Raw genomic sequence first — 25,823 nt, 5'->3', positions numbered from 1 at the left:
TCGAAGGCCGAGCGTTGCCCAGCAATTGGGCAGCGGGCGCGCCGTTGCCCAATCGGACGGCAGCGAGGAAGGAGACAAGGATGCGCGACGTTCCCGCCGACTGGCTCGCCCCGCCCGATCTCTCGATCGCCGCCACGGCCCAGCGTGCGATCGCGGCGGCAGGCGAGACCGTCGACCGGCTGGGACCTGTCCGCACCGTCGCGGGCGTCGACACCTCGATGCGCTGGCGCGACGTGCGCGGGCCGATCCATGCGGCGGTCGCCCCGCTCCGCTGGCCGCCGGGCGAGCCGCTGCCGGCAGCGAGCGTGACGATGGTGCCGCGGATCCCCTACGTCCCTGGCTATCTTGGCTTTCGCGAGACGCCGGCGATCGTCGCGGCGCTGCGGCGGCTCGGTGCGATGCCCGACCTGATCCTGGTCGACGGTCACGGCCGCGCGCATCCGCGCCGCTGCGGGATCGCGACCCATCTCGGCGTGGTGGCCGACGTGTCGACGATCGGCTGCGCGAAGACGCTGCTGTGCGGCCGTATCGAAGGCGCGCTGGGGCCGGCACCGGGCGACCGCGCGCCGCTGGTCGACCGTGGCGAGGTGGTGGGCGTGGCGCTCCGCACCCGTCCTCGCGCGCAGCCGATCTATGTCAGCATCGGCCACCGCGTGTCGCTCGATACCGCGGTCTCATGGGTATTGAAGCTGTGCGACGGACGCCGCCTGCCGCTGCCGATCCGGCTGGCGCACGATGCGGCCAATGCGACACGGCGTGCGGCGGAGGCTCAGGAGTCGGCCTCATAACATTTTGAAGTGCCAGGCCTTCATTGGCCCAACTACCACCCGTCACCCCGGCCTTGTGCCGGGGTCCACCGGGAGGCTGGGCTGGGCTGGAGGTTCCAGCGTCGCCAGTGAGGTTGAGTGGACCCCGGCACAAGGCCGGGGTGACGAAGAAGGAAAGACTGAACCTCAGCTGCCGACACGACCTAAGCGTAAGGCGGCTTGTCGAACCCGCCGGGCGAGAGCGTGAAGATCTCGCAGCCGTCCTCGGTGATGCCGATCGAATGCTCGAACTGCGCCGACAGCGAGCGGTCCCGCGTCACCGCGGTCCAGCCGTCGTCGAGCAGCTTCACGTCGGGCTTGCCGATGTTGATCATCGGCTCGATCGTGAAGAACATGCCGGGGCGAAGCTCCGGCCCGGTGCCGGGGCGGCCGACGTGCACCACCTCGGGCGCGTCGTGGAACAGGCGCCCCAGGCCATGGCCGCAGAAATCGCGGACCACGCCGAAGCGGTGCTTCTCGGCATGTTTCTGGATCGCATAGCCGATGTCGCCGAGATGGTTGCCGGGCCTCGCCTGCTCGATGCCGAGCATCAGGCATTCATGGGTGACCTCGACCAGCCGCTTCGCCTTCAAGGGCACGTCGCCGATCAGATACATGCGGCTCGAGTCGCCATGCCATCCGTCGAGGATCGGCGTCACGTCGACGTTGACGATGTCGCCGTCCTTGAGGACGCGGTCGCTCGGGATGCCGTGGCAGACGACATGGTTGATCGAGATGCAGCTCGAATGGGTGTAGCCGCGATAACCGAGCGTTGCCGGAATGCCGCCCGCCGTCTCGACGGTCTTGCGGACGATGTCGTCGATCTCGGCGGTGGTGACGCCGGGCACCATGTGCGGCACGACCGCATCGAGCACCTCGGCGGCGAGCCGGCCGGCGCGGCGCATCCCCTCGAAATCCTCCGGGCGATGGAGGCGGATCGCGCCCGTGCGCGTCAGCGGGGCGTCGGCGGTCACATATTCGGTCATCGCCGCCATATAGCGAGGAACACACGGTTTCGCTATGGGGCGAAGCCATGGGCGAGAGGATCTGGACAGCCGCGCTTGCGGTGATCGGCGACGAGATCCTCTCGGGTCGCACGCAGGACAGGAACGTCGCGCAGATCGCGACCTGGCTCAACGTGCAGGGCATCCGCCTTGCCGAGGTCAGGATCGTGCCCGACGTCGAGGAGGCGATCGTCGAGGCGGTGAACGCGCTGCGTGCGCGCAACGACTATCTTTTCACCACCGGCGGCATCGGGCCGACGCACGACGACATCACCGTCGACGCCGTGGCGAAGGCGCTGGGCGTGGCGGTGGTCTACCATTCCGAAGCGCTGGCGGTGCTGGAGCGCTATTACAAGACCCGCGGCGGCCTCACCGAGGCGCGGATGCGGATGGCGCGGGTGCCGGCCGGCGCCGAGCTCATCCCCAACCGCATGTCGGGCGCGCCGGGTATCCGCATCGGCAACCTGTTCGTCATGGCGGGCGTGCCGCACATCACCGCCGGAATGCTCGACGCTCTGACCGGCCAGCTCGAAGGCGGCCGCCCGGTACTCTCGGCGACGATCGGCTGCTGGGTGCCGGAAAGCGAGGTCGCCGACCTGCTGCGCGAGGTCGAGCGTAGCCACGAAGGCGTTGCGATCGGCAGCTATCCCTTCTTCCGGGATGGTCGAGTCGGCGCCAATTTCGTGGCCCGCGGAACCGAACAGGCGCTGGTCGATGCCTGCATCGCCGATCTCACCGCGGCGCTCGAAATGGCGGGGTGCGAAGTGGTCAGCGGCGGAATCTGATCTCCTCCGTAGTCGACATCGATCCCGGCGCGCCCGCGCAGCGCGCGGCGATCGAGGCCAGCTCGAGCTGGCCTGCAAGCGCTCGCCGTCACGTCGCTGTCTTACAAACGCTCCAAGGGCGACCGTCTGGATCGAGGAGGAGCGATGTACCGTCTTTCGACGACTCTGTTGCTAGCCGCGCTGGGCTTGGCTGCTCCCGCGGCGGGAACGCCGAGGGAGGAACGGCAATGGCTGGCAGGCGATCACCATGTTCACAGCGTTTACAGCGCCAAGTACCGGTCCGACCCCGCTCATCCCGATCAGGCGCCGACGCCGATCATCGGGGGCGATTCCTCGCACACGATCCTGCAGAACGCGCAGATGGCGCGCCGGCACGGGCTGGACTGGATGGTGTCGACCGATCACGGTGGACCCGGCCATTCGGAGCTCAATTACGCGCGCGCCTGGCCCGACGTCGTGGCCGCGCGCCAAGCCGTGCCGGGACTGGTCCTCTTCTACGGCATGGAGTTCGACGTGCCCGGCGGCGAACATGCCAGCCTGATCCTGCCGATCGGTCCCGCCGAACGTGACGTGCTGCGCCGCATCGAGCATGGGTTCGGCAAGCGCGACGCCTTCCCCGCCGATCCCGCCCGCGACACCAAGCCGCGGATGATCGACGCATTGCGCTACATCGCGGGCTTGTCCGATCCGCCGGTCGTCATCGGCAACCATCCGTCGCGCACGGCGACGGGGCTGGGTCGCTGGGGCCTGCATTCGCCTGAAGAATATCGTCGGTGGCATGACGCCGCTCCGGGCGTTGCGGTCGGCATGGAGGGTGCGCCTGGTCACCAGGCCGCGCGCCCGCGACCGGGGACGGACAAGGCGCATGGCTCCCGCGGCCTTTATGGCGGATATCCCACGATGGGCGGCTTCGACCAGATGGTCGCCACGATCGGCGGTGGGTGGGACGCCCTGCTCGGCCAGGGGCTGCACTGGACGATCACCGCCACCTCCGATTCGCACGGACATTGGAGCGAGGGGGGCGCGGACTTCTGGCCGGGCGAATATGCCAAGACCTGGGTCCATGCGAAGCGGACGTCGGCCGACATCCTCGACGGACTTCGCACGGGGCGCGTGTTTGTGGCGACCGGCGGGCTGATCGACCGGCTCGACGTCACCGCCGCCACGGTAGGGAGGCAGGCCCGCGCGGCCGCAATGGGTGAGACATTGATCGCGCGGCGGGGGGAAGACGTGATCGTCACCATCCGCTTCCGTCCGGCCCGCGCGGCCAATGGCAGCGGCAAGGTGCCGCAGGTCGACCATGTCGACCTGATCGCCGGGGCGGCAGCCGGCCAGTCGGGCGAGCGCAACCCGACCACCCGGCTCGTCCGCCGCTTTACCGCAAGCGACTGGCGGCGGGACGGCGACATCCTCGTCATGAAGCACCGTATCGCCGCGGACGGCGCCGCCGCCTATCTGCGCGTGCGCGGCACCAGCACGCAGGAGGACGAACCCGCGCTCGACACCTCGGGCGAAGATCCGTGGCAGGACCTGTGGTTCTATTCGAACCCGATATATTTGCGCAGCTGATGCCCGGCGTCATCCTCACGTCGCCGGATTGTCACGAAACCGTATCAGGTCTTTCCTAGCCGCCATCGCATGGCGACAAGGGACGTTCCGATACGCGCCGGATTGCTGGTGCGCCACTGGACGCAGCTGCGCGACCAGATCATGCGGATGACCCGGCGGGACGATGCCGAGGACCTGCTGCACGACGCCTGGGTAGGCCTCGCCGAGCGGCAGGCGGTTGCGGAGAACCCGGCGGCGTTGCTCGCCCGGGCGGCGGCGAACCGGGGGCTCGACGCCTATCGCCGCGAGCGCCGCATCGGGGCAATGGCCGCGCTCGACCTCGTGGCCGACACTGTCGCGGACCACCGCCCCCTGCAGGACGAGGCGCTCATCGTACGCCGTCGCCTGGAGAGGCTGCGCGGTGGCGTCGAGCAGCTCAGTCCGCGTACGCGCCAGATCTTCTTGATGCACCGGTTGGACGGACGTAAATATCGCGAAATCGCCGAGGAACTGGGAATCAGCCAGAGCGCGGTGGAAAAGCATATCGCGCGGGCCATGGCGCACCTGATCGAATGGATGGAGAATTGGTGACGTGAGCTTCCGCGGCGAGCTGGCGGCACCGGACCGGCAGGCGGCGGACTGGCTGGCGCGGCTGCACGCGGACGACCGCACCGGCGAGGACGAGGTGGCGTTTCGCGCCTGGCTCGGTGCTCATCCCCGTCATGCCGAGGCTTTTGAGCGCGCATCGGCGGTGTGGGAATCGGCCGGCGGCCTGTCCGGCGTGTCGGTTGCCCCTGCGCCTCGCATGTCGCGCCGCGCGGTGATGGCCGGCGGTGCGGCGATCGTGATTGCCGGCGGATCGGTCCTCGGCTGGCGCGAAGCCATGGCCGGCGTGTACCAGACCACGGTGGGAGAGCAGCGGCGCCTGCTCCTCGAGGACGGCACCCGTGTGATGCTCGACACCGCCACCCGCATCCGCTTTCGTGCCGGCTCGAACATGCGCGCCCTGTCGCTTGCCCGTGGACGTGTCGACCTGGAGATCGCCTCCGATCCGCGGCCTTTCGTGGTCGAAGCGGGTGCGCGGCGGGCGATGGCACGGGCGGCACGGCTGGACGTGCGGCGCGAAGGCGCACAGGTGGCGCTGACGGCGATCGCGGGCACCGCAACCATCGAGGCGGCGGACAGAATCGTTCCACTCGCGTCCGGCGAGCGCATGGCCATGACCGAGGGGCAGCCCGATCGGGTGGATCGACCCGAGCTGGACGACCTCGTTGCTTGGCAAGGGGGGCGACTTGCGTTCCGCGACGAGACTCTGGCGCAGGCGGTCGCCGAGATGAACCGCTATACCAAGCGACCCTTGGTCGTGACCGACCCACAGGCCGCGGCGATCCGGCTGAGCGGCATGTACCGTGTCGGTGACCCGGAGGCGTTCGCCCGTTCGCTTGCGGTGCTGCTGCCGGTGCGGGTCGACGTCGAGCCCGACTCCATCCGGATTTCCTCAGCCGGCTGAAAATTTATTTCAGCCGCAAGGTGAGGAAAATCGCCGGGCGATCGTCGAGGAGGCGGGCGCTCGCCGGGAGCGCGAGAGGGGAACATCCGATGACGAACCTGAAACGGCAGCTTTGCCGGTCGGCGGTGCTTGCGCTTGCCCTGTCGACGCTCGCGGCCACGAGCGCCGCCGAGGCGCAGGCGCCTTCCCGCCGCACGCGCATCGCCGTCGCCGCGCAGCCGATGGATCGGGCGTTGGAGCAGCTGGCCCGCCAAAGCGGGAGCGACATCCTGTTCACCCGCGCGACCGTGGCCGGTCTGCGCGCGCCGGCGCTGGCAGGCGAGTTCGACGCGGAAACCGCCGTGCGCCGGCTGATCGCCGGAACGCCGCTGACCGTGACGCGCGACGCCAGCGGTGCGCTTATCGTCCGCCCTCAAGCGACGGCCGGACAGACACCGCCCGTTCTGCCCGCGAACGCTGAAGCGATGGACGAGGAAGACATCGTGGTCACCGCCCAGTTCTCGGATGGCGTTGCGCGTTCGCTGGAGGTGAAGCGAGACGCGGACACCATCTCGGACGCCATCGTCGCCGCGGACATCGGCAAGTTGCCGGCCTTCAACGTCGCCGAGGCACTGCAGCGCGTTCCCGGCGTGACGATCGTGCGCGAAGCCGGCGAAGGCCAGTTCATCAGCGTGCGCGGGCTCGGCCCGAACTTCCAGGCCGTCACCTTCGACGGGATGCCGCTCGCGTATAACGAGAATATCCGCAACTCGGGACAGTCCGGGCGCCAGTTCCGTCTCCAGGTCCTGCCCGCGACCCTGATCGACAGCATCGTAGTCACCAAGTCGCCAACCGCGGATCTGGTCGAGAACGGCATCGGATCCAATGTCGACATCCGGCTGATCAATCCGTTGGAGCGCGACTCCTTCCTCGCGATGAACGCCTTCGCCGGCTATGAGGAGCGCACCGATACGGTCAACCCGAACGGCACGGTCTCGGCCGGCTGGCGCAATGCGGACAGGACCTTCGGTGTGCTGGGAGGAGTGTCCTATTCGCGGCGCGAGGTCCAGTTCGACCGGCTGCGTACCGGCTGGGACACGGCGACGATCCCGGGGCTGGGTGAGCTGAGGGTGCCCGGGGACGCGCAGCCCTATCTCGAGATCGAGGATCGGGAGCGGCTGAGTGCGGTCGTCGGTATGCAGTGGCGACCGGCACCGAATCTGGAGATCGACATCGACGGCCTCTATTCGCAGTTCAACAACGAGGTCACCGAACGCCGCCTGACCTACTACATCCCCAGCCAGCTGTCCCGCCTGGACCTGTCGACCGCCGTCGTGGAGGACGGACGCCTCGTTGCGGGCACGATCAGAGGGGCACGCATCCGCAATTACAGCGAGTTCCTCGATCAATCTCACGAGAACTTGCAAGTCAACGGCACGGTGCGGCTCGACCTTGGCGGCTGGCGTATCGAGCCGCGGGTCAGCTACGCTCGCGCACGGAGTGAACTGGATACGCCGATCCAGCGGGTTCAATACCGAACCGCAAGCGGTGCCGGCGGCAATCTGACCTTCGACTTCCGCGGCGATGTCGTCGATCGCGCCCGGGTGGGCGCACTTTTCACGGATCTGGACCTGACCGATCCGTCGCAGATGACCTTCGAGAGTTTCGCGGTCCGCCCGATCAATTCGGAAGACGAAGACAAGACGGCGGTGCTCAACGTGTCCCGAGACACCGAGCTCGACCTCGGCGGCCTGCAGATAACGCGCGTGCTCTTCGGCGGTCAGCTATCCGACCGCTACCGCGACTATCAGCGCCGGGACCGGAGCACGACGGCGCTGCGCGACGGCGCCACGCGGACGGGCGCGTTTCTCCAGTTCCCCGTACCGGCGAATGCGTTCGACCAGTCGATCGTGCGCGGGCAGCGCTGGACGAACGTCGACTGGGCTTTGTTCAACCAGGCCTATGTGCTTGCCGGTGAGTTCGACGGGGTGAACCCGAGCGCATATGATCTCGCCCCGACCGCTGCGGACCTCCAGAACTCCTATCGCATCGGTGAGGACATTCAGGCCGCATATGGCAGGCTCGATTTCGCGGCGACGCTCGGCGACATCCCCGTCAAAGGCAATCTCGGGGTGCGGTATGTCAGGACCGAAACCGACGTTCGCGGCACGACCGTCACCCCCGTCGCGAACGCCGCCGGAGGCGTAACCACGGAGGTGACTCCGACGACGACGAGGGCCAGCTACGAAGAGTGGCTGCCCAGCGCCAACGCCACGTTCAAGATCAAGGACAACATCCAGCTGCGGCTTGCCGCCGCACGCGCGATGACCCGTCCTTCGTTGTCGGAGCTGCGCAATTCGATCAACACGAACAGCGTGACCGTGACCAGCATCTTCAACCAGGGCGCCGCCGCGCTCGCCGATCCGACGCTCAACCTCACCGCGGCGGCAGGCAATCCGAATCTGCGGCCCTACACGTCGTGGAACCTCGATCTGTCGTTCGAATGGTATTCGGGCCGGTTCGGGGCATTCACCGCGGCTGCCTTCTACAAGGACGTGCACGACTATGTCGCGTCGGACTTCGAGACGCGGACCTTGGCGTTCGCCGTCAGGGACGGATCTACGCTGCCGGTGGACGTCCTGGTTGCCACGCCGAGGAATGTCGGCGACGCGGCGATCTCCGGAATCGAATTCGGCTACACCAACAAGCTGTCCTTCGGCCTCGGCGTGACTGCCACGGCGACCTTCGCCACCTCGAAGCTGGAGCTCGACCTGGCGAATGTCGGTGTCCAATCGGCCGGCATCCAGGGCGTCTCGGACGTGAGCTACTCGATCACGCCGTTCTTCGAGAGCGGACCGTTCGAGATCAACGTCAGCTACACCTATCGCAGCGGCTACCTGACCGACGCGGGCGCGTCGGTGACCTCTCTGCCGACGGTTGAGGATGTCGTGTCCTATTACCAGAGCGGGTTCGGCATCGTCGATCTGGGCGCAAGCTACCGCATCCGTCCCAATATCGAGGCCTTTGTGCAGGCCGTGAACGTGCTGGATCAGCGCCAGGTGTCCTATGCGGGCAATCGCAACGAATTCAGCGAGATCCATACCTTTGGCCGCACCGTCAATTTCGGCATCCGCGCGAAATTCTAAGCGGAAACGGCGCCGTTCTCCCTCGCCGGTCTGCTTCGGGCATCATTGCATCCCGAATGCTGGCGAGCATCGATCCCAAAAGCTGAACGCTACGCTTCAGCGGGCGGCTAACGGAATCATACATCCCTAAAAGGGAATCAAACCGTCGCAAAATTTGCGTCGCTTTTCCGCAGAAATCCGTCGATTCCTGGAGCGGGTGAAGGGAATCGAACCCTCGTCGTAAGCTTGGGAAGCTTCTGCTCTGCCATTGAGCTACACCCGCTCTCGCCGTCGCGGCGCTGAGGCTGATCGGCAGTTAGCCCGAGCTTGGCGCAGGCGCAAGCTCGTCGCTGCGATCCTGCCATCGCACGGCGGCCATCCCGATCGTGCCTTGCGAGATCTGCATGAAACCCGGGCCGAACGCTTGACCTGGATCAACCGCCTGTCGCACATGCCGCTGGCCGATGTAGGGAGAAAAGGGCCAGATGTTCAACTGGATCGCCGGATTGTCTCGTTGCTCCAAGGGATGGCACGAGCGCTCCGAAAAGCATATCGCGCCGACGGTCGACGGCAGCTACGTGAGCATCTGCCGCTACTGCCGGACCAGGATGAAGCGCCGTGCCAAGCGCGACTGGTCCACGATCTCGCGTGCCGAGTTCGATGCCTTGATCGGATGAGCGGCGCCGGCCCGCAGCTTGGGCGATCCTGTCCCGTCCATGCGTCCTTTGGCGGATTCGCGCGTTGGCGGGCAGCATGAGGACGCTCTGGTTCATTACCAATCCCGGCTCGGGCACCGCGACCGCCGAGAAATGCGAGGCGCTGGAGACGGTATTCCACGAACATGGACTGACGCTTGCCGGCCGCACGCACTTCCCCGAGGATGACCTGCCGACCGCTGAGGCGCTCGACCGGGCCGGCGTCGACACGGTGGTGCTGTTCGCCGGTGACGGGACGATCAACGCGGCGCTGTGCGCGCTCGCCGAATGGGACGGCGGGTTCCTGATCCTTCCGGGCGGCACGATGAACCTGCTCGCCAAGGAACTCCACGACAGCCTCGATCCGGCCGAGATCATCCGTGCCGCTCACGAGCGCGACCGGCGGGTGTCGATCCCCTTCATCGAGGCGGGGCCGCATCGCGCATTCGTGGGCCTGATCGTCGGACCGGCGGCGTCGTGGTTCCGCGCGCGCGAGGAGGTGCGGCGCGGGCGTCTCGGCGGCGTGTGGCGCGCGGCGCGGGCGGCATGGCGACGGACGTTCGGGCGCGGGATCCGCATCGCCGGCGCTCCGGGGCTGCGCGGCCGCTATCAGGCGGTGTTCGTGCGCCCGCACGCGCCGGGGCTGGATGTGCGCGGGGTCGATGCACGCGACTGGCGGTCGATCGCCGACCTCGGCTGGACCTGGGTGACCGGCGATTGGGTTGAAGCCCGCGCCGTCGATCAGACGCACAGCGACCGGCTGCGCGTCGCCGAGCCGCGGCCCATGCTCGCTCTGTTCGACGGCGAGGCGGAACGACTGGAGCCGGGCACGGAGATCACCGGCGGCACCACGCGCGACATATTCATCGCCACCAAGGCCGCATGATCCGGCTCTTCCACGTCAGCGACGTGCATTTCGGGAGCGAGGATCGCGTCGCGCTCGCCTGGTTCGACGCGTTGGTCCGCGACGAGGTGCCGGACGCGGTGATCGTGACCGGCGATCTCACCATGCGCGCGCGCCCGCGCGAGTTCGCCGCCGCCGCGAAATGGCTGGAGAGCCTCGGGCAGCCGGTGACGGTCGAGGTCGGCAACCACGATCTGCCCTATTTCAATCTCTTCGCCCGCTTTCTCACGCCTTACAGACGCTACCTCGCACTCGAGCGGATGATCGAGCGGCCGCTCGACGTTCACGGCGTATCGGTGGTGCCGTTGCGGACCACCGCACGGTTTCAGTGGCGGCTCAACTGGTCCAAGGGCCATGTCAGCACGCATGAGCTTCAGAAGGCGCTGGCGCTGGTCGAGGCGGTGCCGGCGGGCGGCGTGGTGCTGCTGGCCTGCCATCACCCGCTGATCGAAGGCGGCACGCTTGCCAATGCGCGCACGCGGGGCGGCCGGCGCGCGCTGGCGGCGCTGGCGACGGCGGGGATCGACGCGGTGCTGAGCGGACATGTCCATGATCCGTTCGACATCCCGCACCTGGCGAACGGGCGGACGGTGCGGCTGATCGGCGCCGGCACGCTGTCCAGCCGCACACGCGCGAGCCGGCCGAGCTTCAACGAGGTGCGGATCGAGGGGCGTGCGATCGAGGTGATCATGCGGGTGATGGATGCGCCCGACATCAATCTGACGAGCGGGACGGGGTAGTCTTCCCTCCCGTCATTCCGGCGTTTCCCGTCACCTTAAGCGTCCTCGTCTGCCGACAGACCCGCCTCCCGGTAGACCCGGCCTTTGCCGGGGTGACGGATGGGAGATGGCCCACAACGAAAAGGGGCGGCCCGATGTCGGACCGCCCCTTTTGATCTTGGTCGACCGTACGCGTCTTAGCGCTTCGAGAACTGGAAGCTGCGGCGGGCCTTGGCCTTGCCGTACTTCTTGCGCTCGACCGTGCGGCTGTCGCGAGTCAGGAAGCCGGCCGCCTTGACCGGGCTGCGCAGCGCCGGCTCGTAGCGGGTGATCGCCTGGGCGATGCCGTGCTTGACCGCGCCGGCCTGGCCCGACAAGCCGCCGCCCTTGACGGTGGCGACCACGTCATACTGGCCCTCGCGCCCGGCGACGCCGAACACCTGGTTGATGACGAGGCGCAGCGTCGGGCGCGCGAAATAGACTTCCTGGTCGCGACCGTTGATCGTGATCTTGCCGGTGCCGGGCTTCAGCCACACGCGAGCGACCGCGTCCTTGCGGCGGCCGGTGGCATAGGCGCGGCCGAACTTGTCGAGCTCCTGGGCGCGCAGCGGCGCGGTCGGCGCGACGGGCTGGACCGGCGCGGCGGCGTCGACGTCGGCATTGGCAACGACGGCCGGAGCTTCACCGGCGGCGATGGCGCCGAGATCGGCGAGGGACTGGCGATTGTCGGACATTATGCGCCCACCTTGTTCTTGCGGTTCAGCGCCGCGACGTCGAGAACCTCCGGGTTCTGCGCGGCGTGCGGGTGTTCGGAGCCCTTGAAGATGCGCAGGTTGCGCATCTGCTGGCGGCCGAGCGGGCCGCGCGGGATCATGCGCTCCACGGCCTTCTCTAGGATGCGCTCGGGGAACTTGCCCTCGAGGATCTTGTCGGCGCGGACTTCCTTCAAGCCGCCCGGATAGCCGGTGTGCTTGTAGTACAGCTTTTGCGTCAGCTTGCGGCCGGTGAACCTCACCTTGTCCGCGTTGATGACGATGACGTTGTCACCGCAGTCGACGTGCGGGGTGAAGCTGGTCTTGTGCTTGCCGCGCAGCAAATTGGCGATGATCACCGCCGCGCGGCCGACCACCAGACCGTCGGCATCGATCAGATGCCACTTCTTCTCCACCTCGTGCGGCTTGGCCGACTTGGTGGTCTTCATCAGCGCCTTCATGGGCCTTGGACCTCTATGACAGAAAAGCAGCACGCCGCCCCATCGGGAGCGGCGCGGATGCGGCCCTCTGTGCGATGAAGGCCGGAAAGTCAAGCAAAGTGCGGCTTTGCTGACGGGTATCATTTTACCCGAAGATTGCGGAGAACGTGCGGATCAGGCGGATGGGGCCGGCGCCGCTGTCGATTTCGGTCGTTTGGCTGGAGTCGAGCACCAGCCCTGTCGTTGGATCGGCGTGCTGCGTCAGGCGGAAGGTGACGCGCCGGTCCCCCGAGCCTCCGTTCAGCTCCCGCGTGAGGAGGATGCGCCCGTCCGCCTCGCGCGCGCTGCGTTCGCTGCCAGCAAGCGGTGTCACGACGCCGTCGGGCGCGCGCATGGTGAGCGTCACCGGGTGCGGTGCGCGTATGTCCGTTGCCGCCGCGCGATCGATCAGCGGTGAGAGGGTGCTGGCGAGCATGGCGAGCTGACGGTCCGGCGGCAGCGCGCGCAGCATGGCGACCGGCGCGGGGTCGGCTCCGCGCGGTGCCGCCTCCGGCTTGCGGCGTCTGATGGCGCCGGCGATCGCGTCGACCACCCGTGTCCACAGCGCCTCGCGGTCGGCGACGGCGGTCGGGTGGCCGGCGGCATCGAGCGTCACGACCATGCGATGCCCGATCAGCGCCGACAGCCCAGCCTCGGCGATGGCGTTGCTCGAATTGGCGGCATCGCCCGAGGCGGACAGCGTATCGATCTCGGCGACATAGCCGCCATCGCGGGCGTGGAAGATGACCCGCCGCGTGGTGGCGAAGTGGCTCTCGACGCCGCCGAGAATGCGCGTCTCGCTGACCGCGAGCGTGATCGGCCGCTCGAGCGGCGGGGTGAAGACCAGTGCGGCCGGTGCGACGGCGATCAGGGCTGCGGCGAGCGCGCTCATCGGGTGGACGCGGCGATCCAGTCCGCCAGCGCTTCCCCGGCGGTGGCGGGAATGATCTCGATCGCGGGAAGGTCGTAGCTGTGGCGCTCGGCGATGCGCGCGGCGAGCCGCGGCGCGAGCGCGGCCGTGGTCTTGAACAGCGCCTGCACTTCCTCAGCGCGCTCGACCTCACCGTGCCAGCGATAGATCGAAATGCATGGCTGCGCGATGTTGACGCAGGCGGCGAGTTCCTCCTCGACCATCGCTGCCCCGATCGCCTCGGCCGCGGCGCAGTCGGCGAAGGTCGCCAGCACCAGCGCGATGTCGCTCATCGCCGGCCGACCGCGTGCGCGCCCCAGACCGTCGCGATCAGCAGCAGCGTGCCGACGAGCTGGTGCAGCGCCGCCAGCCAGATCGGCACGCCGGTCATCACCGTCGCGATGCCGAGCAGGATCTGGATGCCCACCGCGGAATGGATCGCGATCGAGACGCGCCGGTCGCCCGCCGCCCGTGCCTTGCGCGCCAGTACCACCAGCCCGGCGAAGGCGACCCAGGCCCACCAGCGGTGGATGAAATGGACGAGGAAGGGATCGTTGATCGCCGCGTCGAGGAAGGAGCGGCCGGCGAGCGTCTCGGCGGGGAAGAGACGGCCGTTCATCAGCGGCCAGTCACTGGCGGCAAGCCCCGCGTTGAGCCCCGCCATCAGGGCGCCGTAGCCCAACTGGACGAACAGCAGCACCAGGACGACGGTGCCCGTGACTGTCAGCCGCGCCGGTTTGTCGACGGAGGCGCGGGCAAGCGTGCGCAGGTCGAGCGCGGTCCAGATGATGCCGCCGAGGATGACCAGCGCGGCGAGGAGGTGGACGGCGAGTCGCACATGGCTGACGTCGGTGCGCACGGACAGGCCCGAGGTCACCATCCACCAGCCGATCGCGCCCTGCAGCCCGCCGAGCGCGAGCAGCGCCGTCAGCCGCCAGCCATAGCCGCGCGGGATCTGCCTGCGGACCCAGAACCACAGCAGCGGGAGCGCGAAGGCGAGCCCGATCACCCGCCCGAGCAGCCGGTGGAGATATTCCCAGAAGAAGATGCCCTTGAACTGGGCGAGCGTCATGCCGCGGTTCAGTTGCTGATACTCGGGGATGCGCTGATAGGCGGCGAATTCGGCCTGCCACTGCGCGTCATTGAGCGGCGGGACGATGCCGCTGATCGGCTTCCATTCGGTGATCGATAGGCCCGATTCGGTGAGACGGGTGATGCCGCCCACCACCACCATCGCCACGATCAGCGCGGCCACGACATAGAGCCAGCGGACGAGCGCCATCGGGCGGGCAGTCGGCGGATCGAGCGGGGGCCGGAGCATCGGAGGCGGGTTAGCGGAGCGGGGGCCTGGCGCCAAGCGGGTTGCAGCGGCTACATCCCGCCCTTGATGCTCGCCCCGCCCGGCAGGCCGACGAACGGCAGGGCCGCGGCGCCATCGCGGGTCATGCCGACGTCGACCGTGCCGTCCTCGCCCAGCGTGATCGTCATCAGCGTGCGGCGGCGCTGCGTCGCAGGGACGAGACGGAGGCGGCTTTCGTCGCCGATATGCTCGGCGGTCAGCAGCAGCGAGGGGACGGCGGTCGGCACGGCGCCCTGTCTGGTCCGGCACGATCCCGGTTCGGTGACGAGTCGGCCCTCCGCCATCGGCCCCGAATCGCCGACGACGATGCGGGGGAAGTCCGCCTGCGCCACCAGATTGCAGGTGAAGGACAGGTTCGGCTGGAGCGCCTGGAGCAGCGAGGCGTCGGCCGAGCCGCTCACCGAATCGATCACGGTGCGCCCCGGCTTCAGCAGCGCGCGGCCGCCGAGCGCGGTGTCGGTGCCGGTGACTTTCCAGTCGACCGCGAAGCCCAGTCCCACCAGCGAGCGCAGCGGCGCCCATCGCCAGGACAGCACGCTGCCGCCGGCGACGCCGACCTCGCCGTTCCAGATCGTGCCGGCGACGCCGGTCCGCCACGGCCGGTTCTTGAACACGGTGCTTGCCGGGATCGTCCAGATCATCGCCAGCACGTAAGCGGCTATGCCGATCGCGGCGAAGAGGATAAGACGGCGCCGCGCGCCGGTTTGCGCAATTGCGGAGAGATCGAGTGGACCGCCGGGACGTTCTGAGGCTTCTGCGATCAGGCCTCGTCGGATCAGCGGCGTCATTGGTCGTGCCCTCGTCGTTGATGGCGTCGTTGGTCGCCGCCGAGCGGAAGCCGAAGCCCGACAAGCGGCCGGTGGCGTTGCTGCTCCCGCTCACCGGGGAGCGGGCGGCGCTGGGCCTTAGCATGAGCCGCGCGGCCGCGCTCGTCGAAAGTAACGGCAAGCTGATGCAGCTCCTCGACACCGGCGGCACCGGCGAAGGCGCCGCGCGCGCCGCCGCCGAGGCGATGAGGCGCAAGGTGGCGATGGTGCTGGGCCCGCTCACCGCCGAGGAAGCGCGCGCGGCGGCGGGCGCCGTGGCGGGCAAGGTGCCGGTGATCGCCTTCACCAACGACATGAGCGTGGCGGCGAGCGGCGCCTTCGTGTTCGGCCTGACTCCGCGGCAGTCGACCAGCGCGGTGCTGCGCTACGCCCGTTCGCGCGGGGTGAAGTCGATGCTGGCGATCGGCGACGGCACGCCCTGGAGCGTGGCGGCGATCGATGCGGCGCGGGCACTGCAGGGCGAGCTCGGCATCGACGTGCGGGCGATCACCGTCGCGCCCGGCCAGCCCTTGCCCTCCGCCGGCGAACCGCCCGACGCGGTTCTCGCGACCGGCGGCGGCGACGCGGTGCTCGCGGCGGCGCGCAACCTCAAGACGACCGGCATCCAGCTGCTCGGCACCGTGCAGGCGCTCGACAACCGCCCGTCGGCGCTGGAGGCGCTCGACGGCGCATGGATCGCGGCGCCCGATCCCAAGTCGTTCGGCACCTTCTCCTCCGAATTCGAGGCGAAGGTCGGCGGCGCGCCCGGCGCGCTGGCGGCGCTCGCCTATGACGCGGCCGGCATCGTCAGGACGCTGCGCGCCAATCGCCAGCTCGACCGCGCGGGCCTGCTCGGCACCGAAAGCTTCCCCTGCGTCACCGGCGCGGCCCGCTTCCGCACCGATGGAAGCTGCGCGCGCGAGCTCGCGATCCTGGTGGCGCGGCGCAGCGGTTACGAGAGCGTGGCGACCTCGCGGGGAGCGTGAGGTGAGCCGCCAGTCCTGCCCGTTATGCCGGACTTGTTCCGGCATCCACCGTGAAGCAAGGGCCGACGCGGATGGATTTGCGGCACGGTGGACCCCGGCGCAAGGCCCGGGTGACGTATCGCTGGGGGATAGCGAATCCGGCTTCACCCTGATCGAGCTGATGATCAGCCTGGTCCTGTTCGCGCTGATCGCGGTGGCGGGGCTGGCGCTGGTCGACGGCGTGCTCGGCGTGCAGGGGCGGACCGAGACCCGGCTCGACCGGCTCGCCGACCTCCAGCGCACGATGCTGGTGGTGACGAGCGACGTCGAGCAGATCGCGCTCGGCAATGTTTCGGGCGGGGGCGACCGGCTGACCTTCACGCGTGCCGCGCCCGGACTCGGCGGGCCGCCGGTGCCGGTGACCTATGCGGTGCGCGCGGGTGCGCTGATCCGAAGCGTCGGCGGGCGGCCGCAGCTCCTGCTCACCGGCGTGACCGGCGCGCGCTGGCGCTTCTTCGAGCAGGACTGGCAGAGGCAATGGCCGCTGTCGGACGATGAGGAGGCGGCCGCGGCCTGGCCGCGCGCGGTCGAGCTCGAGCTGACGGTGGCGGGGCAGGGGCCGGAAGGGCGGCTCCGCCGCGTGATCCTGCTGCCCGTCCGCGCCAGGACGGAGCCGGCGCAATGACGCCACGCCACCCCCGCGACGATGAGCGGGGCATGATCCTGATCAACGTGCTGATGTTCGTGGCGATCGCCGCCGGGCTGGTGCTGCTGATGGTCGACCGCGAGGAGCTGGCGCTCGACCGCGCGCTGCGCACCCGCGAGGCGGCGCGGGCGCAGGCGGTGGTGCGCGGCGGCGAGCTGTCGGCGGTGGTGGCGCTGCGCCGCGATGCGGCCGAGCAGCGCGACTACGACGCCGCCTCCGAACCCTGGGGCGCGCTCGCCGAGAGCGGAGCGCCGATCGAGGGGGGCAGCTTCGACCTCGTCATCGCCGACGCCGAGGGGCGCTTCAACCTCAACGCGCTGATGAGCGGGCAGGCGGCGCCGGTGATCCTGTTCGGCGAGATCGCCCACTCGGTCGGGCTGGACGAGGAGCAGATCGCCAAGGCGGTCGCCTTCGTGCGGCTCGCCGGACCGGTGACGGACCTGCGCCCGCTGCGCTTCGCCGGGCTCGATCCCGAGGTGACGGGGCAGCTCGAACGGCTCGTCGCCGCGCTGCCGGGCCAGACGCAGATCAACCTCAACGCCGCCTCGCCCGAGATGCTGGCGATCCTGTTCCATGATCCGGTCGTCGCTGATCGGCTGGTCAAGGTACGCGAGCGTCAGGGGATGCTGACGATGAAGGACCTGGCTGATGAGAATGTCACGATGCCGCCGGCGACGGGCTTCCGCTCCAGCACCTTCTGGGTGCGCACCCGTGCGACGATCGGCGACACCGTCCAGCAGGGCGCCACATTGATCCAGCGCCGCCCCGGCGAACCCGGCGCGCCGCCCGAGACGGTGGCGGTCGAGCGCTGGTGGAACGCCGCTATCCCGCCCGACGCGCCGGCATTCCCGGCAAGGAAGAACTAGCCGGACGACGGCTGGTCGTTCGGCGCGTCGGCAAACTTGCGCCTGAGCCGCGCCAGCTCGTCGATCTCCTGCGCGTCCCACGAGGCGAAGATCGCGCGGCCCATCCGCTCGCGCGCGGCGTCGATCAGGTCGGTCATCGCCTTGCCCGTCGGCGTGACGACGGCCTCGCGCACGCGGCGGTCGGCGGCGCCGGCCCGGCGTTCGACCAGTCCAAGGCTCTCGAGCTTCGCCACCTGGCGGCTGACCGTGGTGTAGTCCCGCCCGACGCGGTCGGCGAGCTCCACCACCCCGATCGGGCCGACCGCTCGATCCCGACCAGCAGCGGGAACAGCGCACGGTCGAGCCGGATCCCGGCCGCCTCGATCAGCACCTCGTCACGCTGCGGCCGGTTCATCGCGCCGACGATGTCGAGCACGGCACCATGCAGTACTTGACTTTGTTCGTTCGATCGAACAAGAGAGATGCGATGATTTCCTCCATTCTCCTGGACACCGCCATCGAGCATTTCGGGCGTCACGGCTTCGAGGGGGCGAGCACGCGCGCGATCGCGAACGCCTCGCGCACCGCCATGTCCTCGATCACCTATCATTTCGGCGGCAAGAAGGGACTCTACATCGCTGCCGCCGACCACATCGCCGCGGGCATCGCCGAGCGGCAGGCGGAGGTGCTGCGGCGGGTGCGGGAGGCCGGCGCCGCCACCCGCGAACAGGCGGTCGAGGAGGTGCTGACGCTGCTTGAAAGCCTCGGCCGGATGATGCTCTCCAAGGACACCGAGCACTGGGCGCGTTTCATCATCCGCGAGCAGCAGTTCCCGACCGAGGCGTTCCACCGCATCTTCGAGGGCGCGATGCAACCGATCGCCGAGACGCTGATCGGCCTGACCGCGCAGGTCCGCACCGACCTAGACCCGCGCGAGCTGCGCGCGACGGCGGTGCTGATGGTCGGCCAGGTGCTGATGCTGCGCGCCGGTCATGCGGCGGTGTGCCGCGTGTTCGAGGTGATCGAGATCGATTGCGATCTTGCCGAGCTTCTGATCCGGCGCCTGCGCGCCAACGCCCGCTGCATCCTTTCGGAGAAACCGGAATGAACCGCCGCCTGATCGTCGCCGTCGTCGTGCTCGCCGCCCTCGCGATCGTCGCGGTCGCGACCAAGGGATTCGGGCTGTTCGGAGGCGAGGGCGACAAGCCGCTCCAGCTCTACGGCAATGTCGATATTCGCGAGGTCGACATGGGGTTCCGCGTTGGCGGACGGATCAAGACGATCGCGGTCGACGAGGGTGCCAAGGTCCAGCCGGGGCAGCTGCTGGCGACGCTCGACACCGCCACGCTCGACGCGCGCATCGGCGAGGCGGATGCGCAGGTGCAGCAGGCGCGCGCGCAGCTCGAGAAGCTGCGCAACGGCAATCGCGTACAGGACATCGCCCAGGCCCGTGCGCGCGTCGTGGCGGCGCAGGCTTCCGCTGCCAATGCCCAGCGTGATTTTGCCCGCCGTCAGCCGCTGGTCGCGCCGGGGGCGATCAGCCGGGCGGTGTGGGACCAGACCGTGGCGGCGCGCGACAGCGCCAATGCCCAGCTCGCCGAGGCGCGGCAGGCGCTGTCGCTGCTGGAAGCGGGCAGCCGGCGCGAGGACATCGCTGCCGGCGAGGCCCAGCTCCGCGCCGCCGAGGCGACCCGGCGCAGCGCCGCGACCGATCTGGGGGACACGCGCCTCGTCGCCGAGACCGCCGCCACGGTGGTGACCCGCGCGCAGGAGCCGGGCGCGATCGTCCAGCCGGGGCAGACGCTGCTCACCCTGTCGATCGACCGGCCGATGCGCATCCGCGCCTATATCGCCGAGCCCGACCTCGGCCGCATCAGCCCCGGCATGGCGGTCGAGGTGAGGACGGACGGCAATCCCAAGGTGTATCACGGCACCATCGGCTACATCTCGCCGCGCAGCGAGTTCACGCCCAAGTCGGTCGAGACCGAGGAGCTGCGCACCGACCTGGTCTATCGCCTGCGCATCATTGTCAGCGATCCTGATGATGCGCTCCGTCAGGGGCAGCCGGTGACGGTCACCGTCCCGGGCGCGCGGCCGGCGCATCGGGGGTGAGGAGTGACCGACCCTCGCCGCGAGTCCTGCCGTGCTCCTGCGGAGGCAGGAGCGCTGGAGGCGAGAGGCTGTCGCCTGCCGCCACGGCTCCTGCCTTCGCAGGAGCACGAGAAGAGTGGGCGGCGCGGTGAGTGAGCCGCAACCCGCCGCCCGCGCCGACGGGCTGGTCAAGCGCTTCGGCGAGCTGACCGCGCTCGACGGCGTGCGCATCGCCATCCCGCCGGGCCAGGTGACCGGCCTCGTCGGCCCCGACGGCGCCGGCAAGACCACGCTGATCCGCATCCTCGCCGGGCTGATGGCGCCGACCGACGGCACCGTCGAGGTGCTCGGCAAGCCGCCGGGCGAGGCGCTCGACGACTTGGGCTACATGCCGCAGCGGTTCGGCCTCTACGAGGACCTCAGCGTGCGCGAGAACCTCGTGCTCTATTCCGAGGTGCGCGGGCTCGACCGGTCGGAGCGCGAGGCGGCGTTCGACCGGCTGCTCGACTTCACCGATCTCAAGCGCTTCCAGGGGCGCCTCGCCGGTAAGCTCTCGGGCGGCATGAAGCAGAAGCTCGGCCTCGCCTGCGCGCTGGTGAAGACGCCGCGGCTGCTGCTGCTCGACGAGCCGGGCGTCGGCGTCGATCCGATCTCGCGGCGCGAGCTGTGGGCAATGGTCGGCGATCTCACCGGCGAGGGCATCGGCGTGCTGTGGTCGACCGCCTATCTCGACGAGGCGGAGAAATGCGACAGCGTCTACCTGCTCAACGAGGGCAAGCTGCTGTTCGACGGCCCGCCGGCGGAGCTGACCGGCAAGGTCAAGGACCGGGTGATCCGCGTCGCCGGCTTCAAGGAGCGCCGCCGCCAGTTCCTGACCAGGGCGCTCGACCGCGACGACGTGATCGACGGCACCATCCAGGGCCGCGCGGTGCGCCTGCTGCTGAAGGACGGTGCGGCAAAGCCCGATTTCGAAGGAGGGACGATCGAGATGGCGCCGCCTCGCTTCGAGGACGGCTTCATCGAGATACTGGGCGGCGGTCCCAAGGGCACCAGCCCGCTTGCCGAGCGCTATCGCACCATTCCCGAGAACGACGCGCCCGCGATCGAGGCCAAGGGGCTCACCAAGCGGTTCGGCGACTTCACCGCCGCCAAGGACATGGAGTTCTCGATCCCGCGCGGGCAAATCTTCGGCCTGCTGGGCCCGAACGGCGCGGGCAAGTCGACCACCTTCAAGATGCTGTGCGGTCTGCTCACGCCCACGGCCGGCACCGGCGCGGTGGCGGGGCACGATCTCCGCCATGCCGCGGCCGACGCGCGCAACTCGCTCGGCTACATGGCGCAGAAATTCTCGCTCTACGGCGATCTGTCGGTGCGGCAGAACCTCGATTTCTTCGCCGGCGCCTACGGCCTCGACCGCGGCACGGCGGCGCGGGCGACCGCGGCGATGATCGACATCTTCGAGCTCGGACCGCACGTGAACGTCAACGCCGGCACCTTGCCGCTCGGCTTCAAGCAGCGGCTCGCGCTCGCCTGCGCGGTGATGCACGAGCCGCCCGTGCTGTTCCTCGACGAGCCGACCTCGGGCGTCGATCCGGTGTCGCGGCGCGAATTCTGGATGATCATCAACGGCCTGGTCGAGAAGGGCGTGACCGTGCTGGTCACCACGCACTTCATGGACGAGGCCGAATATTGCGACCGCGCGACGCTGATCTACCGCGCCGAGCAGATCGCGACCGGCACCCCCGACGAGCTCAAGGCCGAGGCCGCGAAGCTGGCGAACCTCGATGACCCGACGATGGAGGACGCCTTCATCGCGCTGATCGAGGAATTCGACCGCAAGCGCGAAGCCGGGGGGAGGGAGGCGGCGTGATGCATTCCCCCTTCGTGCTCCTGCGAAGGCAGGAGCCCTGGATTTCGGGCGAGACGCGTGTTGTCCAGGGCTCCTGCCTTCGCAGGAGCACGGGAGGGTGGGGGTCATGACCTCCATCCGCTTCTCCCTCCGCCGCCTCGCCGCGCTGGTCGCGAAGGAAGCGTCGCAGATCGTGCGCGATCCCTCGACCTTCCTGATCGCCTTCCTGCTGCCGCTGATCCTGCTGTTCCTGTTCGGCTATGCGGTGTCGCTCGACAGCACGCGCACCCGCGTCGCGCTGGTGGTGCAGGATTCGAGCGCGCCGGCGCTCGGCCTCGCGCAGAGCTATGCGCATTCGCCTTATTTCGAGGTGACCTTTGCCCGTTCGGTCCAGCCGGTGAAGCAGTGGATGGTCGACGGCCGGGTGCGCGCGATCATCGTCATCCCGCCCGATTTCGGCGAGGGGGTGAAGCAGGGCAATCCGCCGCCCATCCAGATCATCACCGACGGATCGCAGCCCAATACCGCCAACTTCGCCGCCGCCTACGGCGAGGGCGTGCGCGCGGCCTGGGCGGCGGGCGACGACAACCGCCAGCCGCCGGTCAGCCTGTCGACGCGCTTCTGGTACAATCCCGAGCTCAAGAGCCGCTATTTCCTCGTTCCCGGATCGATCGCGATCGTGATGACGATGATCGGCACCCTGCTCACCGCGCTCGTCGTCGCGCGCGAATGGGAGCGCGGCACGATGGAGGCGATGATGGCGACCCCCATCAGCATGGCCGAGTTCATCGCCAGCAAGGTGCTGCCCTATTACCTGCTCGCGCTGGGATCGATGACCCTGTGCACGCTGATCGCGGTGTTCGCGTTCGGGGTGCCGTTCCGCGGCAGCGTGTTCGCGCTGTTCGCGATCGCCAGCGCCTTCCTGATGCCGGCGCTGGGGCTCGGCCTGTTCATCTCCGCGGCGACCAAGAACCAGTTCGTCGCCAGCCAGGTCGCGCTGCTCTCGGCGTTCCTGCCGACCTTCCTGCTCTCGGGCTTCATCTTCGAGATCGGGTCGATGCCCTGGCCGATCCAGGCGATCACCTATGCCGTGCCGGCACGCTACCTGATCCCGTCGCTGCAGACGGTGTTCCTAGCGGGCGACCTGTGGGGGCTGATCCTCCCCAACATCGGCATCATGCTGCTGTTCGGCATGGGCTTCTTCCTCCTGGCGTTCCGCGTCACGCGCAGGAGCCTCGACTGATGCGGCGGCTTTTTGATGCCGCCGGCCTGCGCAGGTTGGGCGCGATGATCGTCAAGGAGATGTGGGCGGTGCTGCGCGATCCGCGCTCGCGGATCGTGCTGGTGGTGCCGCCGCTCATCCAGCTGTTCATCTTCACCTTCGCCACCACGCTCGACGTCAAGAACGTCGACATCGGCGTGCTCAACCGCGCGACCGGCGTGCATTCGAGCGAGTTCGTCTCGCGCGTCGCCGGCAGCCCCAACTTCCGCAAGGTGCTGCCGCTGTGGTCCTCGGACGAGCTTGCCGACGCGATCGACCGGCAGGAGGTGATCGCGGCGGTGGTGATCGACGAGGATTTCGACCGCGCCGTCGACGCCGGCCGGCCGGCGACGATCGGCGTGGTGCTCGACGGCCGCCGCTCCAACGCCGCGCAGATCGTCTCGGGCTATCTCAGCCAGATCGCCGGCGGCGTCGGCGCCGACCTGATGCCGCGCGCCTCGGCGAGCCCCGGCAGCGTCGTCACCAACTGGTACAACCCCTCGCTCGATTACATCTGGTTCACGCTGCCCTCGCTGGTCGCGATCATCGTGTCGGTGTCGGGCCTCGCCGTCACCTCGCAATCGGTGGCGCGCGAGCGCGAGCTCGGCACCTTCGACCAGCTGATGGTCTCGCCCCTGCGCGTCCACGAGATACTGATCGGCAAGATGGTGCCGCCGTTCCTGCTCGGCATGTTCAACGGGTCGATCTACCTGGTCATCGCGCCTTTGGTGTTCGGGGTGCCGTTCCTCGGCTCGCTCACGCTCTTCTTCCTGTCGCTGTCGGTCTATCTGCTCGCACTGATCGGCGTGGGGATGCTGGTCTCGGCCGCCTCGGCGACGCAGCAGCAGGCGTTCCTCGGCGTGTTCCTGGCGATCACGCCGCTGATCCTGCTGTCGGGCTACGCCAGCCCGATCGACAACATGCCGGACTGGCTGCAGGTCGTCACCTACGCCGATCCGGCGCGCTACTTCCTCGTCATCGTCCAGGGGCTGTTCCTGAAAGCGATGCCGGCGGAGGCCGTGTTCCACCAGCTCTGGCCGCTGGCGATCATCGCCTGCGTGACGCTCACCGCCGCAGCCTGGCTGTTCCGCGCGCGAATGGAGTGATTATGCCTTTCCCCCTCCACCCGTTCGCCCTGAGCTTGTCGAAGGGCGATAGGCGAATCCGGTCCTCCTCGCCCTTCGACAAGCTCAGGGCGAACGGGCCGGGGGTTCTCCTGCTGGCGCTGCTCGCCGGCTGCACCGTCGGGCCTGACTACCAGCGCCCCGAGACCAGGGCCGCGGCCCAGTGGGTCGAGCCCGGCACGCCCGGGGCGGTCGACCTCACCTGGTGGCGGCGCTTCAACGATGCCGAGCTGACGGCGCTGGTCGAGCGCGCGCTGAAATCGAGCCCCGATCTCGCCGAAGCCTCCGCGCGGCTCGCCGAGGCGCGCGCCAACCGCGACGCCACCGCCGGCGGCCGGCTGCCGACGGTGCAGGCGACGGGCTCCGCCACCGAGAACGTGCTGAGCGAGAACGGCCAGATCCCGATCGGCCAGATTCCCGTCTTCACGCGCGATTTCCCGCTGTTCGACCTCGGCTTCGACGCGAGCTGGGAGCTCGACTTCTGGGGCCGCCGCACCCGGCAGGTCGAGGCGGCGACCGCGCGGATGCAGGCGGCCGAGGCGAGCCGGCAGGACGTGATGCTGACGCTGATCGCCGAGGTCGCACGCGCCTATTACGACCTGCGTTCCGCCCAGGCCGACATCGCCACCGGCGAGGCCGCCGCCGCCGCCGATGCCGAGACGGCGCGGCTGACGGCGCTGCGCTACCGCGCCGGCGAAACCTCGAAGATCGACGCCGACCGTGCCGAGGCGCAGGCGCGCGCCAGCGCCGGTGCGGTGGCAGAGGCGCGCGCCAGCGCTGCGGCCGCCACCTATCGCATCGCCACGCTCGTCGGCGCGCCTCCCGAGGAGGTGGCGCCGGAGCTCAAGGCCACCGGCCCGCTTCCGGTCGCGCCCGACGCGATCCTGGTCGGCGTCCGCTCCGAGCTGCTCGAGCGCCGCCCCGACGTGCGCAGCGCCGAGCGCGAGCTCGCCGCCGCCACCGCCGATATCGGTGTCGCCACCGCCGACCTGTTCCCGCGCTTCAGCCTGATCGGCAGCGTCGGCCAGCAGGCACGCAGCGTCGGCGATCTCTTCTCAGGGAACAGCACCCGGCTCCAGGTCGGACCGAGCTTCTCCTGGCCGATCTTCTCGGGCGGCACGATCCGCGCGCAGGTCCCGCGCCGCCGACGCCCGCGCCCAGGGCGCCGCCGCCCGCTACGAAAAGGCGGTGATCGGCGCGCTCTCCGACAGCGAAGGCGCGATCAACCGCTTCCTCAACGCCCGCGCCGCCCTGGTCGAGGCGGAGGCATCGCTCGCCCGCGAGCGCACCGCCTTCGCGCTCGCCGAGCAGCGCACTGCTCGGGGTGAGGACGATCGCCTCGCCCTGATGCGCGCCCGGTCATCGCTCACCGCCGCCGAACGCCGCCGCGACTCCGCCGTCGCGGCGAAGGGCCAGGCCGCGATCGCGCTGTTCAAGTCGCTGGGCGGCGGCTGGAGCTGACGTGGCGGGGTTCGCTTGAAGCAACTGTTCCCCGGCGAAGGCCGGGGCCCAGTATCGAACCGCTCGCAACTGGGCCCCGGCCTTGGAACCGATCTCCAACGGATTGAGGGATTCCGATCACCTCGAACTTCCTCTAAGG

At 69.2% G+C, this 25,823-nt stretch carries 26 protein-coding genes, 1 tRNA gene and 1 pseudogene; 19 read left to right on the top strand and 9 right to left on the bottom strand.

Going from position 1 to position 25,823, the window contains the following annotated elements:
• Positions 1-80 precede the first annotated feature (80 nt).
• Positions 81-788, top strand: coding sequence for an endonuclease V (locus ACMGER_RS14340; RefSeq protein WP_436812803.1), 708 nt, complete (start codon positions 81-83; stop codon positions 786-788).
• Between the two features lie 182 nt (positions 789-970).
• On the opposite strand, the gene map is transcribed toward ACMGER_RS14340, so the two are convergent.
• Complete coding sequence (gene map / locus ACMGER_RS14335) at positions 971-1,792, bottom strand: type I methionyl aminopeptidase (RefSeq protein ID WP_436812802.1); 822 nt, start codon at positions 1,790-1,792, stop codon at positions 971-973.
• A 47-nt stretch (positions 1,793-1,839) separates the two neighbouring features.
• Here map and ACMGER_RS14330 point away from each other — a divergent pair, with 47 nt between their 5' ends.
• From ACMGER_RS14330 to ACMGER_RS14310, 5 genes are all read left to right on the top strand, one after another.
• Positions 1,840-2,595: a competence/damage-inducible protein A gene (locus ACMGER_RS14330; RefSeq protein WP_436812801.1), complete on the top strand. Its 756-nt coding sequence runs from the start codon at positions 1,840-1,842 to the stop codon at positions 2,593-2,595.
• 144 nt (positions 2,596-2,739) lie between these two features.
• Positions 2,740-4,164 carry a CehA/McbA family metallohydrolase domain-containing protein gene (locus ACMGER_RS14325; protein WP_436812800.1) on the top strand — a complete coding sequence of 475 codons (1,425 nt, stop codon included), beginning with the start codon at positions 2,740-2,742 and terminating at the stop codon, positions 4,162-4,164.
• Between the two features lie 69 nt (positions 4,165-4,233).
• The gene (locus ACMGER_RS14320) at positions 4,234-4,734 is read left to right on the top strand and encodes an RNA polymerase sigma factor (protein ID WP_436812799.1); all 501 of its coding nucleotides are present in this window, start codon (positions 4,234-4,236) and stop codon (positions 4,732-4,734) included.
• 1 nt (position 4,735) lies between these two features.
• A complete protein-coding gene (locus tag ACMGER_RS14315) occupies positions 4,736-5,653 on the top strand; it encodes a FecR family protein (RefSeq protein WP_436812798.1) in 918 nt (305 codons plus the stop codon).
• Between the two features lie 89 nt (positions 5,654-5,742).
• Positions 5,743-8,778 carry a TonB-dependent receptor gene (locus ACMGER_RS14310; protein WP_436812797.1) on the top strand — a complete coding sequence of 1,012 codons (3,036 nt, stop codon included), beginning with the start codon at positions 5,743-5,745 and terminating at the stop codon, positions 8,776-8,778.
• 188 nt (positions 8,779-8,966) lie between these two features.
• Here ACMGER_RS14310 and ACMGER_RS14305 read toward each other — a convergent pair.
• A tRNA-Gly gene (locus ACMGER_RS14305) sits at positions 8,967-9,040 on the bottom strand.
• Positions 9,041-9,242: 202 nt separating this feature from the next.
• On the opposite strand from ACMGER_RS14305, the gene ACMGER_RS14300 reads away from it, so the two are divergent.
• The 3 genes from ACMGER_RS14300 to ACMGER_RS14290 all read left to right on the top strand — a co-directional run bounded on the left by ACMGER_RS14300 (position 9,243) and on the right by ACMGER_RS14290 (position 11,096).
• Positions 9,243-9,434, top strand: a complete 192-nt coding sequence (locus ACMGER_RS14300) for a hypothetical protein (protein ID WP_436812796.1) — start codon at positions 9,243-9,245, stop codon at positions 9,432-9,434.
• 76 nt (positions 9,435-9,510) lie between these two features.
• Positions 9,511-10,338, top strand: a complete 828-nt coding sequence (locus ACMGER_RS14295; protein WP_436812795.1) for a diacylglycerol/lipid kinase family protein — start codon at positions 9,511-9,513, stop codon at positions 10,336-10,338.
• Entirely contained in the window at positions 10,335-11,096 is a 762-nt protein-coding gene (locus tag ACMGER_RS14290; protein WP_436812794.1) for a metallophosphoesterase family protein, read from the top strand. Before ACMGER_RS14295 ends, ACMGER_RS14290 begins: the two co-directional genes overlap by 4 nt.
• Positions 11,097-11,272: 176 nt before the next feature.
• On the opposite strand, the gene rpsI is transcribed toward ACMGER_RS14290, so the two are convergent.
• From rpsI to ACMGER_RS14260, 6 genes are all read right to left on the bottom strand, one after another.
• Positions 11,273-11,809, bottom strand: a complete 537-nt coding sequence (gene rpsI, locus ACMGER_RS14285; RefSeq protein WP_436812793.1) for a 30S ribosomal protein S9 — start codon at positions 11,807-11,809, stop codon at positions 11,273-11,275.
• The gene (rplM, locus tag ACMGER_RS14280; protein ID WP_436812792.1) at positions 11,809-12,288 is read right to left on the bottom strand and encodes a 50S ribosomal protein L13; all 480 of its coding nucleotides are present in this window, start codon (positions 12,286-12,288) and stop codon (positions 11,809-11,811) included. Before rplM ends, rpsI begins: the two co-directional genes overlap by 1 nt.
• Positions 12,289-12,412: 124 nt before the next feature.
• Entirely contained in the window at positions 12,413-13,198 is a 786-nt protein-coding gene (locus ACMGER_RS14275; RefSeq protein WP_436812791.1) for a hypothetical protein, read from the bottom strand.
• Positions 13,195-13,509 (bottom strand): divalent-cation tolerance protein CutA, encoded by a 315-nt coding sequence (gene cutA / locus ACMGER_RS14270; RefSeq protein WP_436812790.1) that lies wholly within the window; start codon positions 13,507-13,509, stop codon positions 13,195-13,197. The genes ACMGER_RS14275 and cutA overlap by 4 nt, the downstream gene beginning before the upstream one ends.
• Positions 13,506-14,537, bottom strand: a complete 1,032-nt coding sequence (locus ACMGER_RS14265; RefSeq protein ID WP_436812789.1) for a COX15/CtaA family protein — start codon at positions 14,535-14,537, stop codon at positions 13,506-13,508. Before ACMGER_RS14265 ends, cutA begins: the two co-directional genes overlap by 4 nt.
• 50 nt (positions 14,538-14,587) lie before the next feature.
• A complete protein-coding gene (locus ACMGER_RS14260; RefSeq protein WP_436812893.1) occupies positions 14,588-15,217 on the bottom strand; it encodes a hypothetical protein in 630 nt (209 codons plus the stop codon).
• Between the two features lie 152 nt (positions 15,218-15,369).
• Here ACMGER_RS14260 and ACMGER_RS14255 point away from each other — a divergent pair, with 152 nt between their 5' ends.
• From ACMGER_RS14255 to ACMGER_RS14245, 3 genes are all read left to right on the top strand, one after another.
• Positions 15,370-16,368 (top strand): ABC transporter substrate-binding protein, encoded by a 999-nt coding sequence (locus tag ACMGER_RS14255; RefSeq protein WP_436812788.1) that lies wholly within the window; start codon positions 15,370-15,372, stop codon positions 16,366-16,368.
• Positions 16,369-16,489: 121 nt separating this feature from the next.
• Positions 16,490-17,032: a type II secretion system protein GspJ gene (locus ACMGER_RS14250; RefSeq protein WP_436812892.1), complete on the top strand. Its 543-nt coding sequence runs from the start codon at positions 16,490-16,492 to the stop codon at positions 17,030-17,032.
• Positions 17,033-17,064: 32 nt separating this feature from the next.
• Positions 17,065-17,919, top strand: coding sequence for a type II secretion system minor pseudopilin (locus tag ACMGER_RS14245; RefSeq protein WP_436812787.1), 855 nt, complete (start codon positions 17,065-17,067; stop codon positions 17,917-17,919).
• Here the strand turns inward: ACMGER_RS14245 and ACMGER_RS14240 are convergent.
• Positions 17,916-18,203: a MarR family winged helix-turn-helix transcriptional regulator gene (locus tag ACMGER_RS14240; RefSeq protein ID WP_436812786.1), complete on the bottom strand. Its 288-nt coding sequence runs from the start codon at positions 18,201-18,203 to the stop codon at positions 17,916-17,918. The genes ACMGER_RS14245 and ACMGER_RS14240 overlap by 4 nt on opposite strands.
• 182 nt (positions 18,204-18,385) lie before the next feature.
• Here ACMGER_RS14240 and ACMGER_RS14235 point away from each other — a divergent pair, with 182 nt between their 5' ends.
• From ACMGER_RS14235 to ACMGER_RS14205, 7 genes and pseudogenes are all read left to right on the top strand, one after another.
• Positions 18,386-19,006 carry a CerR family C-terminal domain-containing protein gene (locus ACMGER_RS14235; RefSeq protein WP_436812785.1) on the top strand — a complete coding sequence of 207 codons (621 nt, stop codon included), beginning with the start codon at positions 18,386-18,388 and terminating at the stop codon, positions 19,004-19,006.
• Positions 19,003-20,010 carry a secretion protein HlyD gene (gene hlyD / locus ACMGER_RS14230; RefSeq protein WP_436812784.1) on the top strand — a complete coding sequence of 336 codons (1,008 nt, stop codon included), beginning with the start codon at positions 19,003-19,005 and terminating at the stop codon, positions 20,008-20,010. The genes ACMGER_RS14235 and hlyD overlap by 4 nt, the downstream gene beginning before the upstream one ends.
• Before the next feature lie 127 nt (positions 20,011-20,137).
• Positions 20,138-21,859 (top strand): ATP-binding cassette domain-containing protein, encoded by a 1,722-nt coding sequence (locus tag ACMGER_RS14225; protein WP_436812783.1) that lies wholly within the window; start codon positions 20,138-20,140, stop codon positions 21,857-21,859.
• A 106-nt stretch (positions 21,860-21,965) separates the two neighbouring features.
• Complete coding sequence (locus ACMGER_RS14220; RefSeq protein WP_436812782.1) at positions 21,966-23,081, top strand: ABC transporter permease; 1,116 nt, start codon at positions 21,966-21,968, stop codon at positions 23,079-23,081.
• The gene (locus tag ACMGER_RS14215) at positions 23,081-24,205 is read left to right on the top strand and encodes an ABC transporter permease (RefSeq protein ID WP_436812781.1); all 1,125 of its coding nucleotides are present in this window, start codon (positions 23,081-23,083) and stop codon (positions 24,203-24,205) included. The genes ACMGER_RS14220 and ACMGER_RS14215 overlap by 1 nt, the downstream gene beginning before the upstream one ends.
• A gap of 2 nt (positions 24,206-24,207) precedes the next feature.
• Positions 24,208-25,299: pseudogene (locus tag ACMGER_RS14210) on the top strand (efflux transporter outer membrane subunit); the annotation flags it as partial.
• A 112-nt stretch (positions 25,300-25,411) separates the two neighbouring features.
• A complete protein-coding gene (locus tag ACMGER_RS14205) occupies positions 25,412-25,684 on the top strand; it encodes a hypothetical protein (RefSeq protein WP_496047867.1) in 273 nt (90 codons plus the stop codon).
• Positions 25,685-25,823: the final 139 nt, after the last annotated feature.

Source organism: Sphingomonas astragali (assembly GCF_051400615.1).
Taxonomy (GTDB): domain Bacteria; phylum Pseudomonadota; class Alphaproteobacteria; order Sphingomonadales; family Sphingomonadaceae; genus Sphingomonas.
This window is presented reverse-complemented; position numbering and strand designations above follow the sequence as displayed.